Origin of the sequence: Flavobacterium sp. LC2016-13 (assembly GCF_009707955.1) — a bacterium.
In the GTDB taxonomy this organism is placed as follows: Bacteria; Bacteroidota; Bacteroidia; order Flavobacteriales; family Flavobacteriaceae; genus Flavobacterium.
On record NZ_WMDQ01000003.1, the window covers coordinates 518,551 to 532,669 of the forward strand.

The window sequence follows — 14,119 nt, forward strand, 5'->3', positions numbered from 1 at the left end:
CACTTGCATTAACACACATAGCTATGTGTGAGAAACGAGTTTCTTTTTGTTTTGCCTTTTTTAAGATCATAAAATCTATGTTTCTATGTGTTAGATATTTACTCAGTTCAAAAGCTCTTAATTCTGCTTGAATTTTGGAGCTTCTAATGCTACTTCTTTTACAGATTGTGTTTCGGCTACTTTTTGCAAAGCAATAATATAAGCGGCGATACGCGGTGTAACATTGTGTTTTGCTGCAATTCTAAAAACAGTTTCAAAACCTTTTTCTAATATATCTTCTAAACGTTTATTTATCTGGTGAATTCTCCACGATTCTAAAAGCGAATTCTGAAGCCATTCAAAATAAGATACTGTAACGCCTCCGGCATTTGCCAAAATATCAGGAACTACCAAAACATTATTATCGTGTAATATTTTATCAGCATCAGACGAAACAGGTCCGTTTGCTCCTTCTACAATAATTTTCGCTTTAATTTCATTGGCATTTTTTTGCGTAATAACGTCTTCTTTAGCTGCCGGAATCAAAACATCAACATCTAATAGCAATAGATCTTCGTGTTTAATGGCAACCGAATTAGGATACCCTTTGATGCTTTTATTATTCAGGTTATAATACAGGATTAATTCAGGAATATTAAGTCCATCCGGATTATAAAAAGCTTCTGAAACATCGCTAACAGCCACAATTTTCACTCCTTTTTCGAATAAAAACAAAGCAGAATGAAGTCCAACATTTCCAAAACCCTGAATTGCTGCAGTAGATCTTGCCGGTCTTAGTTTTAATTTTTCAAGTGCCAAAAGTGTAATAATACTTACGCCTCTTCCGGTTGCTTCTACTCTGCCCAAAGAACCTCCTGAATGCAAATGTTTTCCGGTAACTACGGCATGAATTGTTTTGCCGTGAACTAATGAAAATTCATCCATTAGCCAGCCCATTTCGTCAGGACCAGTTCCCATATCCGGTGCAGGAACATCTTTTTCAGGTCCAAAAATATCTGATAATGCTTTTGTATAAGCTCTTGTAATTTTTTCTAATTCTGTTTTAGAAAGTGTTTTTGGGTCACAGATGATTCCGCCTTTTGCTCCTCCAAACGGAATTCCTGTTACGGCAGATTTCCATGTCATCCAGGCTGCAAGTGCTTTTACTTCGTCTAAATTTACGGCGTTGTCATAACGAATTCCTCCTTTTGACGGGCCTAATGCTGTATTATGAATGACACGATATCCTTCAAAGTTTTGAACTGTACCATTATCGAGTGTGATTGCAAAGTTTACAACTATTTGCTTTTCAGGCCGTTGTAATGTCTGCCTTATCGATTCGTCTAAATTTAAAATATCTGCTGCGATATTAAAACGATCAATCATAGATTGAAACGGATTCTGTTTAATTATTTCTGCACTCATGTTATATATCTTTTAAATTGGGGTTTATTTTTTGAAATCTCTTAAAGAATTGAATCTTTCTATTTTTAATTATTATAGCCACAGCTACAACATGGAATTTTCATGTGGCAGCATTGCATCATAATATTGGTATGTCTGTTTGATCTCATTTCAATAATTTTTTACTTATTTCCAAAAAAAGCCTTTCATTGTGCATGAAAGGCTAAAAAAAAAAATAACTAACAAGTACTTTCTCTATTAACGCCATTTCATTACAGGATTCATCATGCAACACATCATAAAGCTGCACATGAATGGAATGATATTTTGGCTATAGTTCTTCATTGTTATTGCAAATTTATAAATATATTTATAAATCCTATAGAATTAGTCGAGTTTATTTTTAAATATTACAAAAATAACCTGAAAGACACTGTAAATTAACAATTTATAAAGTGTGGAAATTATTTAAATTGAGAAATAACAATCAAAATAATGGCAATTAAAGCTAAAAAGATGCCTATGAAATTAATTTTGGATAATTTTTCCTTGAAAAAAAGTAAGCCAACAAAACTTCCTAAAATAATCACGCCCATGTTCATTCCGGCAAAAACGGTCGACGGATTTGTGGCAAATGCTTTATGTGCTTTAAGATAAAATAGAATATTTCCGAAGTTAAAAATACCAACTAAACCTCCAAAAAGAATATTTTTATAGTTCAGTTTTACCTTTTTTAAAGCGACTTCGTACACTACAATAAGCAGTGAAACAGCCAATGCAATATCAAAAACTATAAATAATGAAGTCGTATAAGGCAAAGTGGTATAAAGTGCAATTTGTTTAAAAAGTATATCAATTACACCAAAACCCAATAATACAACGGTTGGATAAATCCACTTATTTTCTGTATTCTGAGATTGCTTTTTTAAGATGAATAAAAGTGCCGTAAAACCAATAATTAAGCCGATTACTTTATAAGAATTAAATTCTTCTTTAAAAATAAACCATGCAGCTAATATTGGAATAAAAAGTGATAATCGCTGTGCGGCATCTGTTTTTACGATTCCCATGTGTTTTATGGAAGCTACCAAAAAAAGAAAAACAACAGGTAACAAAACCCCAATAGCAAGGTAAATATTCCAGGGCGCGTTTGTGTGAACTTCTGTTAAATCGGGGCTAAAAGTAAAATAGCAAAGTGCTAGTGCAGTGATATAATTGAATGCTACAATTTGGGTTGGATTCGTTTTATATTTTCTGGTGATTTTGAAAATTACTCCAACAATAACGCTACAAAGAATACTTAAAACAAGAAACAGCATAAGATTAAATTTTGAATGCAAAAATAACCTTTATCTGTTTTATAATTTTGAAAAAAGCAACATTAATCACTCTTTAACCATCCGGTAATACTCATTCGGGTATTTTGTGTAACCAAAACTTCATGAACTAATTCATTACTTTTAAAGAAAACGGTTTTGCCTTGCGTTGGCGAAATCTTTTGATTATTATTTTCCTGATGAATCATTAATTCGCCGCCGTCAGCTTCTATCCAATTGCTATTAAGATAACTGATCATCGAATATTTCCGACTTGGATTATTTTTAAACTGATCTAAGTGTTTGAGGTAAAAATCACCTTTTTCGTACAGTGAATAATGAAATTCGTAACCTGTAATTCCTGCATAACAACTTTCGTTTAAGTAAATTATGAATGCATCAATTTTATCAAAAAACTGATTTTCAAAAGCGTTATTATTTTTTTTATCGAGCCAATAAATAGAATCGCTTCGAATGGCGCCGTTATAGGAAAGTTTCTCTGAATTGCCTATTCCTGCAGCGAGTAACAAACTATCTTCATTTAAATGGAGTAAATTTTGTTTTAGATTATTGGCTAATTCATCACTTAAAAAATGCTCAGAAATACCTATATTATTTTCAATATAACTTGCTATTAAATCTTCAAAACCATTTTCCATTTTTATTTTGGGAAAGACTGCAAATACAGCCAACGTAGCAAGGTAGATGAAATAAAACTGGTAATGGTGTTTTTTAGAAATAATAAACCGACAGGTTTTTTGAAACCAGTCAGTTTCAGCACAATCTTGTCATCCTGACGAAGGAAGGATCACACTAGAAGCTCGACAAAGATTGGCGATTTGCATTGCGGAATTTCTGGTGTGATTTCTCCTCCGTCGAAATGACACAACTATGTCGATTCATAAATAGAAAACCCGACAAGTTTTAAAAACCTGTCGGGTTCGGTCAGAAAAATAGATTTTTAACTACAATTTGCTAATATAACTTCCGTACATATCTTTAAACTGATGTCCTTGTGCAAAACGATCTTTGCTTAATTTTTTATATTCAACTAATCCCCATAAAATAAATTCTTTGAAGAAATATTGATCATTTTTATCTAATTGAGGTTGGTATTTTTTTAATATTATATCCAACGGTGTTACTTCATCTAAAATAGCTTTATATTCTTTGTCTGATGCATCATCTAATAATTCGAAACCACTTTCTGCGAAGAACCATTCTATTAAGTCTGAATAAGGCGTTTTTGCGTCTGGTTTTTCAAGCTTTTCTATTTTAGGTAAAAGTGTTGGGAATAAAGTTCTGATTGCAGAACCTATTAAATTTTGTGCAACTGCTGCAGCTCCCTCCTGCTCTCCTTCATAAACTAATTCTACTTTTCCGGTAATGGCAGGAATAATTCCGATGAAATCAGACAAACGTAAAGTTGTTTTATCAACTCCGGATTTTAGTGCGCGGCGTTCTGCTGTGCTCATTAAATTTTCAAAAGCTGTAATACTCATTCTGGCACTTACACCACTTTTATTATCTATGTATTCGCTGTCTCTGGCTTCAAAACTTATTTGTTCCAGAATATCTTTGGCTAAACTTGGTACATAAACTAATTTATGTTGTGTTTCATCAAGTTTCGCTTCCTGTTCTGTAATTGTTCTTGCAATGGCAACGCTTTCAGGATAATGCGTTAGTATTTGAGAACCAATTCTATCTTTTAATGGTGTAACAATGCTTCCGCGATTGGTATAATCTTCAGGATTTGCGGTAAAGATAAACTGCATATCCAACGGCATTCTTAACTTAAATCCACGAATTTGAATATCGCCCTCTTGCAGAATATTAAACAATGCTACCTGAATTCTGGCTTGTAAATCTGGTAATTCGTTGATAACAAAAATACAACGGTTTGCTCTCGGAATCATTCCGAAGTGAATTACACGATCATCGGCATACGATAATTTTAAATTGGCTGCTTTTATAGGGTCAACATCACCAATTAAATCGGCAACGGTAACATCCGGCGTTGCTAATTTTTCAAAGAAACGTTCGTTTCTGTGCAACCAAGAAATTGGTGTTTCATCTCCTTTTTCATCGATAATATCTTTTGCAAAACGAGAAATCGGATTTAACGGATCGTCATTGATTTCAGAATCAGCAACAAACGGAATATATTCATCTAATAATTCGATCATTTTACGAGCCAATCGTGTTTTTGCCTGTCCACGAAGTCCTAATAAATTGATGTTATGACGCGATAAAATAGCACGTTCTAATTCTGGAATTACGGTGTTTTCGAAACCATGAACACCTTCAAAAACTGGTTTCCCCGATTTTATTTTTTCACGAAGATTATTTCGCAATTCGTCTTTGATGCTTATACTTTTATATCCTGAGGCCTTTAATTGGCCTAATGTTTTTATGTTTTCTATTTTCATATTATTTATTTAAAAATTGAAAGATTTAATGATTCAATTTATTTTTTGTTCCTTTATTTTTGATAAGTCCTACCTCTTTGTGTATTAACTGTGAGGAGACGCACTGCTGAGCGCCTCTACGATATGCGAAACCAAAAAAACTTTGTCCCTTTGCAACTATGAACCTTTGAACCTATTATCTAACTCTTTTCTTCCTATTAGTCTCATAATCTTCAAAAATCATTTCGCCCAAACCTTTTAATCCGGTATAAAATGCTTTTCCCTGATTGGCTTCTGTAAAATGATTGACAAAACGCTGTAAATACGGATCGTTTGCAATCATAAATGTTGTAATCGGAATGTGTAATTTTCTGGCTTGTTGTGCTTGTGTATAACATTTATCGACAATATATTCATCAAGTCCGTTACTGTTCATATAATAGGAACCATCACGCTCGCGAACGCAACTTGGCTTTCCGTCGGTAATCATGAAAATTTGCTTGTTTGTATTTCGCTTTCTTCGCAAAATATCCATCGCCAATTGCAAACCTGCAACTGTATTGGTATGATATGGACCAACTTGCAGATATGGTAAATCTTTAATCGGAATTGTCCAGGCGTCGTTTCCAAAAACCAAAATATCCAAAGTATCTTTTGGATAACGGGTTGTGATTAATTCTGCCAAAGCCATTGCAACTTTTTTGGCAGGCGTGATTCTGTCTTCGCCGTATAAAATCATACTGTGGCTAATGTCGATCATCAAAACTGTACTCATTTGGGCTTTGTATTGCGTTTCTTCAACTACCAAATCATTTTCAGTTAGCATGAAACTTTCTACACCATTGTTTATTTGTGCATTTCGTAAACTCTCGGTTAATGAGATACGCTCTAAACCATCCCCAAAATTAAATTCACGGAATTCTCCGGTATGTTCATCGCCATTTCCGGCATGTTTTGTTTTATGATTTCCGTTTCCGGAACGCTTCAAATTTCCGAAAATCTGATCTAAAGCCTGCTGACGAATCGCACGTTCTGTTTTAGCAGTAATACCAAAACCTCCGGTTCCGTCTTCTTTAACCTCGTCTTTTATGTAACCTTTCTTTTTTAAATCTTCGATAAAATCATCGATTGTGTAGTGCTCATCCGTCAGTTTATATTCTTTATCTAACTCCCGAAGCCAGTCTATAGCTTCATCAAAATCGCCCGAAGTATGGGTGATTAGCTCTTTGAATATACCAAAAAGTTTTTCAAACGGAGACTGAAATGGGGCTTCGTACGACTTAAAATAAAAACCTTTTTTAAATTCTTTTTTCATAATTCTAAAATTACACTATTTTAGAATTACGAAAAAAGAAACGTTTATTAATTTTTAGTTAAAATATTGAAACAAAATAGGTTGAAATTCCTTATAAATCTAGCAATTATTCAAACTTTCCGTCAACATAATACCAAGAATCATTTTCGAATTTAAAAGTCGAAAATTCATAATGGGTTTGTGGTTTATTATTAGCATCTAAAAAATAGGCTTTAAATTCGACTGTATCTTCTGATGAACTTAAAATTTCTAATTTTTGCCATTTATTACTCGTTGCCCATTTTAAAATTTCAGTTTTAGAGTAATATTGTCTTTCAGAAACATGGGTAGTTTCTAAAAGATAATCGGCATTATGAGTTGCATAAGCCGAATATCTGGAGCGCATTAATGCTAACGCTGTCGGAGCTTTTTGATTGTTTTCAAGATACAATCCACAGCAGTTTTCAAATGGTAAACCTGTATCGCAAAAGCATTTTTTATTCTCCATCAACTGGTTCTTCTCCATTAATCTTTACATGTAACTGATTCAATAAAACCTGATAACGGCTAATTTCTCTTAAATCTTCGTCTTCTTCTGCATGATCCAGCATTTCGTCTAAAGTTTCATTTACTTCAAGCAATTTGTTATTAGCTTCTCTATCATTCTTTGCAGCGATTAAATCAATGATTTCCTGTACGCTTGCTTTTAAATCTTCAAATTTCATATTTTATTTTTTGTTTCATGTTTCACCTTTTCTTTGTTTTATGTTTTTATCCTTGCGAACTTGAAACCTGAAACAAAGAAAACCTGAAACTATTTTAATTTTCTTCTTTTTTGTCTTCGTTGAACTTTTTTATAATTTCTTTCAACTTTTCTTTACGTGCAATTTCGGCCTGTTTTACTTTATTTTGGGCTTTGTGCAATTTGTCATTGTGCTTTTTGATATTCCTTTCGTTGTTGCGTCCCATTATATTTCTCTTTTAATTTCGTCTAAAGTTTTCTCTGTATAAATTAATTCATTGATAATTTCCTTTCGTAAGTCATCAATATTATCATAATCAAAATACTTTGCCCAGGAAGTTAATTGCTGTAAATTCCTGATTTGTTTGATTCGTTTTGTGGTCTCAAAACTGGTTCGCAAAATTGCTTTTTGATCGTAATCCGGATTTTTTTTGTGTTGATACGTTACCAGATTTTTATCAAAATCAGCTTCTATATAATATAGTTTTTCTTCTGCATTATCAGGATAAAATTCGTTCCAAGCAGCAAAACCTATTTTAGTTTTCGATTCTGTTTCGGGTTCACGCGCCACCAAACGCCATTTACTATTCGCTAATCTTCCCCAATGATTCGAAACGCGATACATTCCGGCTTCGGTATAATAATAGGTACTTCCTGCTTTACTTTCAAACTGTTTCTTTAAACCTTCAATTTCAACCGGAAGCACTTCATGAAAAACACAAAAGGTATTTTTGAAAGAATTTGGATGTGGCTTAAAGTTTTTTTGCATGTGCAAATATACTCAGATTGTCAAGAACTCCCTAAAACAAACATAAATTGATTAACTTTGCATATTCAATTTTAAATAAAAAAGTCATGTCTAAAGATTCACACGAAAAAATGTTGCAAAAAGGAGTTTATACCGGCATCATAGAAAAAGATGAAAACAACAATTATTTCTGTGGTGAATATCTTCTAGATTATAAAATTGCTCATACGAATCATACGGTAGGTGAATTGATTACGATTAAATCTGTTATCGAAAACCCGAGTGATATCAGTTATGATAAATATCCTAAAAAGTCTAAGAACTTCCATAAAGCTAATAATAAGCCGGAGGATAAATAATATTTTTGTTTCAGGTTTCAGGTTTCAGGTTTCAGGTTTGAAATGAGAAAAAAGTTTAACCGCAAAGTTCACAAAGATTCTCGCACTTTCCGGTAAAAAATTATTCATTGTTCTGTTTTACATCTAACTTCAAACATTTAACAAATAACTTTTTAGAATATTTTTTCTATGAAAAGTAAAAAGTTAAAAAAAAGTGTACCTTTGCAAAAAATTTGTCTTTTTGAACAATTAATTTCAATTTCAAACTAATAGACAAGTAGTTACCTTTTATTTATGAAAAAAATAGTTGAATACCGCAAGTTACTAAACGTTGAGAAAACTGCAGAGTTAAAAGATTTAAAAACCATTTATCGTAATGCGATGAAAGAATCTCATCCTGATAAATTTCAAGGCGATGATGCTGGTTTGAAAGCTGCAGAAGAAAAAAGTAAAGCTATTATTGAAGCTTATCACTTTTTGGTAAGTATTAATCCTGAAACGATTAAAGCAAATTTACCTGAATATACTGAGACTATCGCGACTGCAACAATTACTGATTATAAATTTGTTGAAGGTCGTTTAATTATCGATTTCTCTAACGGAAGCGTTTACGAATACATTAGTGTTCCTAAAGCAACTTACGTGAAAATGGTAAATGCTGATTCTCCTGGAAGATTCGCAAAAAGACACATTCTTAACTCTTTTACATGGAGAAAGAAAACAAATCAAGAATAGATTTATACTATAATATCTATAAAAGCATTCTGGCAACAGAGTGCTTTTTTTATGCTTAAAATTTAAAAAATTATATATTTTAATTTTAAATAATCATATAATTGAAAGTTTTAAGTCAAATTTAGTCAACAAACACGCTGAAAACATGCTAATTAAGCACTAAAAAACTATAACAAAATTTTAGGTTACAAAATTCTTTATGTTTTATATTTTTAGATACTTTTGTTGCACAAATCAATTAACTAATTAATTTTTTATAATGAAAAAAATACTTTTTTTACTTACCGCTTCTGTAGCGATAATTTCATGCAGCAAAGTTAAAGACGGAGAATACCTAATTACAGGAACTGCAACAGGAATTGAAAACGGAAAAACGATCATTCTTCAAGGTCAGGACCCAACTACAAAAATGCCATTAGCTCTTGATACAGTAAAGGTTGAAAATGGTAAATTTGAAATTAAAGGAAAAGTAACTGAACCAGCTTTTCATACTTTAATTCTTCAAGGTGCAAACGGACCAATTCCTTTCATCTTAGAAACTGGAGAAATTAAAATTGCAATTGATAAAGATAGTATCCATAAATCTAAAATTTCTGGAACTTACAATAATGACGAGTATGTAAAATTCAATGATGATCTTACAAAAACTCAGAAAAAATTAATTGATTTTCAGAAAAAGAATACTCAGAAAATGCAAACTGCTCAACAAGCTCAGGATACAGCAACTATCAATGGTTTGATGAAAGAATACATGGTTATTCAAACTGAAGTACAAGCAGATTCTAAAAAGAAATATGAAGGTTATGCTGAAAGTCACCCAAAAGCATTAATTTCTGCTTTAATCATTCAAAGTATGTTAAATGATCCAAGTGCTGATGTAAAGAAAGTAGAGACTTTATACAACGCATTAGATGAGTCATTGAAAAACAGTACTCCTGGTAAAGAAATTAAAAACAAACTAGGTCAAGCAAAAATGCCTGCAGTTGGTGCAACAGCTCCTCCTGTTGGTAGTGCTAAATGAAGAGCCGATTTTTCAGCACCAAATCCTGAAGGAAAAGTAATTTCGCTTAAAGAAAGTTTAGGTAAAGTAACTATCGTTGATTTTTGGGCTTCATGGTGCGGACCATGCAGAAAAGAAAATCCAAATGTTGTAGCTATCTACAAAGAATTACATTCTAAAGGATTAAATATTATTGGCGTATCATTAGATAAAGAAAAAAGCAAGTGGACAGAAGCTATTGCAAAAGATGGTTTAACCTGGACACATGTTTCGAACCTAAAATTTTGGGACGAACCAATTGCTAAACAATACAACGTTGAATCAATTCCGGCAACTTTTATTCTTGATGCATCAGGAAATGTAGTTGCTCAAGACTTAAGAGGTCCTGAATTAAGAGCGAAAATATTAGAGCTTTTAGCTAAATAATACCAATATTCAGAATAAAACAAAAAAATCTCCCTAGTGGAGATTTTTTTATTTTATTCAATACCAATGAATTAAAAAATACTTTTAAAATTACTTAAAATTAATTGCAATTTTACTTTGTAAACCTCGAAAACGTTTATATATTTGCAACCGCTTAGAACAACAAGGCGCAACAACGCTGAGATCGGGGAGATACTCAAGCGGCCAACGAGGGCAGACTGTAAATCTGCTGTGAAAACTTCGCAGGTTCGAATCCTGCTCTCCCCACGGAAAGGCCTAAAAGGCGGAAAACTTAAAGTTTTCAATCTTTTCAAAAAGCCACAAAAAATGTCTAAAGACCTGCAAATTCAACGATTTGCAGGTTTTTTTTATTTTAGGCCTATTTTAAATATTTATAAATACTCACAAAATTAAAGGTGCAGAATCGGTGCACTTTCCGGCGCGCTGAAAAGTGCACCAGAAACAGTAAAAACCCCTTATTTTACAGGGGTTAACGAGATTAACGACTTGATTTGGCAGTAATATTATTCTACATTTATTAATTTAAAAGGTAGGATTATGTTGGAAAGCAGTTTTGGTTTGGGATTCTTTTTAAAAAGACCCAAAATAGAAAGTAAAGAATGGATCGTATATTTCAGAATAACTGTTGACGGTATCCGTAAGGAAAGCTCAACGAAAAGAAAATGGGATAATACACGATGGGATCAAAGGTTCGAAAGAGCGGTCGGCTCAAAGGAAGATGCAAAGTCGCTGAACTTCTTTTTGGATTCGCTGACTTTAAAAATCAATGAAATCAAAACCGAAATGATGTACAGCGGCAAAACCATAACCGCTGAGAAAATTATGGACGAGGTTCTGGGAAGGACAGCGCCAAAGATTAAGGTGCTCGAAGAATTTCAAAAGCATAATGATGAAATGGAGGCGCTTCTTGGAAAAGGCTATGCAAAAGGCACCCTTGACCGGTTTACCATTACTAAAAACCATTTGACTGCTTTTATAAAATTCAAGCTAAAAAAGCACGATCTTGAATTTGCGGATTTGAATCTCGAGTTTGTAAAGGACTTCGAGTTTTACCTTAGAACTGTACGAGACTGCAGCAACAACACAACCCTAAAGTATATTGCAAATTTCAAAAAGATTGTAATCCGCGCCATTGATAAGGAATTAATCACCAAGGACCCATTTAAGAACTTTAAGGGACGTAAAACAAAACTGGTAAAAAAACCACTCACCTCACAGGAATTGTACGAACTTGAAAGTCATTATTTCACAACTGACAGGCTCAATGTCGTAAGGGATGTATTTGTCTTCCAATGCTACACTGGCCTGGCTTACATAGACGCTTATCAATTAAAGAAAACTGATATCAAAGAAGGCATTGATGGAAATCTATGGATTATGTCCGAAAGGCAGAAAACAAACTCATCATTTAATGTACCTCTTCTTCCCCAAGCACTGAAAATAGTTGAAAAATATAAAGAGCACACGCTGTGTATGCAGCGTGGAACCGTGCTTCCTGTTTCATCCAACCAGAAAATGAATGAGTATCTAAAAGAGGTGGCAGTCTTGTGTGGCTTTCCTTTTACATTAAACACGCATATGGCCCGCCGTACTTTTGGAAGCACTGTGACATTAAATAACAACGTCCCTATTAATGTAGTTAAAGAACTGCTGGGTCATGCATCGGTAAAACAGACTGAGGCATATGCTATAACTGAGCAGGCCACAATCGGTCGTGAAATGTCTATTCTCAATAAAAAACTCAATAAAACTGGATCCAAAATATCTAAACCTGATTTGGCGGTTCTCAGCAGGCTCGAAAAGGAAATTCAGGCAATCAAAAAGAAATACAACATTTCTTCGTGATCAATAAATTTCAAAATATATTTAAAATTAAAAGAGGCTATCTCAAATATTTTGACATAGCCTCTTTTTACACAACTTAACTTCGCTTTTATATCCTGGATGATAAGATGGGGTGTACTTAATGTATCCTAAATCCTGAAGCTGTTTAAAATACTTATGATAAGTCGGCAGCGTATTCACATGAGACAGCTCCATAATTTTACTGCGGCTGACTTTAATCCTTGTTCTTTGGCCCTGCCTATAGCCTAATCCCAGTATTGCTGTCAAAATTGATAGATGCCAGACATTTAGTTTAGGATCATTACTATACATTGACAGATAACTCATTATATAGCTTTCTTTTAATCTCTTAGTGTTTATCATCATCAAATAGTTTTTGAAGATCTTCTTTATTATAGTAGTACGATCCAAGCACTTTTTTGAAACGGACTTTTTGGCTTGTTCTAAGATTCTGTACTGAACCTGCTGAAATATCAAGCAGTTTTCTCACAGACTTGCTTTTAATCCACTCTGGTTCCAAAGTTTCTTTCCGTCCAGAATCCTTATCTTTAAATAAAGCCTGTATTTTATCTACTAGAAGAAGACCAAACTGTCTCAGATCTTCCTTGGTTACAATTTCATTCATAGTATAATTTCATAAAATTATTAATTGCAGAATCTTTAGATGTCCGCGTCAGCTGAAAACAAAAAATATACTTCACTTCCACGATTTTTTTTAAAAGATGGTCTATACTTTATATATCCATACTGATGAAGTTCCTGGACACATTTATGATACGTATTTGCTGAAGAAACTTTAGCAATAACAATAATCTCCGAGCTAAAGACAAAAATTGGATTAATAAAGCCCTTAACGGATCTAAATTGTAATAGAGCTGCATAAATGGCAATATGCATTGGACTAATCCGGTAATCATTCTCTATTGCTTTGAAAAAATCCGATAAAGGCTTTAATTTTTCCATAACTTTTAAAGTGAGGGAGTTTTTCTTTTCTTTACTTTATTATCTTTCCTCCCTGAATCACCTTCATCAGAATCTAGATTTTTTTTTTGATCTTTAGATACTGATTCTTTTTGAGATTCAGCCTTTTTCTCTTCCTTACTCTCTCGATGATTAATTCTTTGTAAATTTTCATCATAAACATTAACAGTCTTAAACTGGGGATTTGCCTCCACAAACATTTTACTTTCAACACCGCTAACTACGAAAGTCGCTGACTGAAGATTTCCTTTTTTAAGGGAATTCAAAAGATCCTCTTTATACTGGGGAGTATTGAGCTCCTTAATTGAATGTTTGGAAAGGCTGGCTTCCAGATCATATCCGTAGTTCTGATGGTATTGGTTCAACTTAAAATTACCATTATCTGATTGTTTAAAGTCAATTTTCAGCCAGCAATTATAGCCCTCTCCTTCTTTATTTTTAAGATCTTTATTGACAGATCTGCCCTCCATCAAGTTATAAGCCTCTTTCATAGTAATGCTGGCGCTGTCTTTGTTGATGTAAAAGGTCTGTTCCAGACCAGGTTTGTTTTCTTCTTTCTGAAGATTGACGTGATAGGAATTAAAAAAGTACATATCAGTCTGTTCGGACTTTTTGAAGTTTAATTCTACAGTTAAGGTATCCTTATTTGGTACACCATTATTGATAATGCCGGTGTGCATGATTTTAAAATCCTTTTCTCCCTTCATTATGTTCTCTCGCAGTTCAGCATCGAACGTTTCTCCAAATCCAGTATATTTTAACTGGTCTTTCAGGTAATCTAAATTTTTCTCATTCATTGTATTAGTGTAAAAACCAGTGATATTGATCATCTGATTCCAATTTAAATTGACCACCAAGTTTTGGTTTAAATTGACCACCTAA

16 protein-coding genes, 1 tRNA gene and 1 pseudogene are annotated in these 14,119 nt (G+C 33.2%); 6 read left to right on the top strand and 12 right to left on the bottom strand.

All coding sequences use genetic code 11. From position 1 onward, the window contains the following. Positions 1–117: 117 nt before the first annotated feature. The 9 genes from GKZ86_RS09245 to GKZ86_RS09280 form a co-directional block, all read right to left on the bottom strand. Positions 118–1,404: a Glu/Leu/Phe/Val dehydrogenase gene (locus GKZ86_RS09245; RefSeq protein WP_194632492.1), complete on the bottom strand. Its 1,287-nt coding sequence runs from the start codon at positions 1,402–1,404 to the stop codon at positions 118–120. 443 nt (positions 1,405–1,847) lie between these two features. Further along, entirely contained in the window at positions 1,848–2,702 is an 855-nt protein-coding gene (locus GKZ86_RS09250) for an EamA family transporter (RefSeq protein ID WP_154782827.1), read from the bottom strand. Between the two features lie 62 nt (positions 2,703–2,764). Beyond that, complete coding sequence (locus GKZ86_RS09255) at positions 2,765–3,358, bottom strand: 2OG-Fe(II) oxygenase (protein WP_154782828.1); 594 nt, start codon at positions 3,356–3,358, stop codon at positions 2,765–2,767. A gap of 306 nt (positions 3,359–3,664) precedes the next feature. Further along, positions 3,665–5,128, bottom strand: a complete 1,464-nt coding sequence (locus GKZ86_RS09260; RefSeq protein WP_154782829.1) for an AAA family ATPase — start codon at positions 5,126–5,128, stop codon at positions 3,665–3,667. Between the two features lie 175 nt (positions 5,129–5,303). Further along, positions 5,304–6,422 (bottom strand): VWA domain-containing protein, encoded by a 1,119-nt coding sequence (locus tag GKZ86_RS09265; protein WP_154782830.1) that lies wholly within the window; start codon positions 6,420–6,422, stop codon positions 5,304–5,306. A 106-nt stretch (positions 6,423–6,528) separates the two neighbouring features. Continuing rightward, the gene (locus tag GKZ86_RS09270) at positions 6,529–6,927 is read right to left on the bottom strand and encodes a YchJ family protein (RefSeq protein ID WP_228526561.1); all 399 of its coding nucleotides are present in this window, start codon (positions 6,925–6,927) and stop codon (positions 6,529–6,531) included. Beyond that, positions 6,899–7,126, bottom strand: coding sequence for a hypothetical protein (locus GKZ86_RS09275; RefSeq protein ID WP_154782831.1), 228 nt, complete (start codon positions 7,124–7,126; stop codon positions 6,899–6,901). The genes GKZ86_RS09270 and GKZ86_RS09275 overlap by 29 nt, the downstream gene beginning before the upstream one ends. A gap of 94 nt (positions 7,127–7,220) precedes the next feature. Next, on the bottom strand, positions 7,221–7,370 hold the full coding sequence (locus GKZ86_RS25230; RefSeq protein WP_165593062.1) for a hypothetical protein: 150 nt from the start codon (positions 7,368–7,370) through the stop codon (positions 7,221–7,223). Further along, positions 7,370–7,912: a hypothetical protein gene (locus tag GKZ86_RS09280; protein WP_154782832.1), complete on the bottom strand. Its 543-nt coding sequence runs from the start codon at positions 7,910–7,912 to the stop codon at positions 7,370–7,372. The genes GKZ86_RS25230 and GKZ86_RS09280 overlap by 1 nt, the downstream gene beginning before the upstream one ends. Positions 7,913–7,998: 86 nt before the next feature. On the opposite strand from GKZ86_RS09280, the gene GKZ86_RS09285 reads away from it, so the two are divergent. The 6 genes and pseudogenes from GKZ86_RS09285 to GKZ86_RS09310 all read left to right on the top strand — a co-directional run bounded on the left by GKZ86_RS09285 (position 7,999) and on the right by GKZ86_RS09310 (position 12,256). Beyond that, positions 7,999–8,250 (top strand): hypothetical protein, encoded by a 252-nt coding sequence (locus tag GKZ86_RS09285; protein ID WP_154782833.1) that lies wholly within the window; start codon positions 7,999–8,001, stop codon positions 8,248–8,250. A gap of 273 nt (positions 8,251–8,523) precedes the next feature. Beyond that, a complete protein-coding gene (locus GKZ86_RS09290) occupies positions 8,524–8,964 on the top strand; it encodes a KTSC domain-containing protein (RefSeq protein WP_007806810.1) in 441 nt (146 codons plus the stop codon). Between the two features lie 259 nt (positions 8,965–9,223). Beyond that, positions 9,224–9,985, top strand: coding sequence for a DUF4369 domain-containing protein (locus GKZ86_RS09295; RefSeq protein ID WP_154782834.1), 762 nt, complete (start codon positions 9,224–9,226; stop codon positions 9,983–9,985). 18 nt (positions 9,986–10,003) lie between these two features. After that, positions 10,004–10,390 (top strand): annotated as a pseudogene (locus GKZ86_RS25610) (TlpA family protein disulfide reductase); the annotation flags it as partial. 186 nt (positions 10,391–10,576) lie between these two features. After that, a tRNA-Tyr gene (locus GKZ86_RS09305) sits at positions 10,577–10,657 on the top strand. Between the two features lie 291 nt (positions 10,658–10,948). Beyond that, positions 10,949–12,256, top strand: coding sequence for a site-specific integrase (locus GKZ86_RS09310; protein WP_154782835.1), 1,308 nt, complete (start codon positions 10,949–10,951; stop codon positions 12,254–12,256). A gap of 349 nt (positions 12,257–12,605) precedes the next feature. Here GKZ86_RS09310 and GKZ86_RS09315 read toward each other — a convergent pair whose 3' ends face one another. From GKZ86_RS09315 to GKZ86_RS09325, 3 genes are read right to left on the bottom strand one after another with little or no spacing between them, the layout of a single operon-like run. Beyond that, entirely contained in the window at positions 12,606–12,881 is a 276-nt protein-coding gene (locus GKZ86_RS09315; RefSeq protein ID WP_012026320.1) for a hypothetical protein, read from the bottom strand. Between the two features lie 35 nt (positions 12,882–12,916). Beyond that, positions 12,917–13,219, bottom strand: coding sequence for a hypothetical protein (locus GKZ86_RS09320; RefSeq protein WP_012026321.1), 303 nt, complete (start codon positions 13,217–13,219; stop codon positions 12,917–12,919). 5 nt (positions 13,220–13,224) lie between these two features. Then, on the bottom strand, positions 13,225–14,067 hold the full coding sequence (locus tag GKZ86_RS09325) for a hypothetical protein (protein ID WP_230328244.1): 843 nt from the start codon (positions 14,065–14,067) through the stop codon (positions 13,225–13,227). Positions 14,068–14,119: the final 52 nt, after the last annotated feature.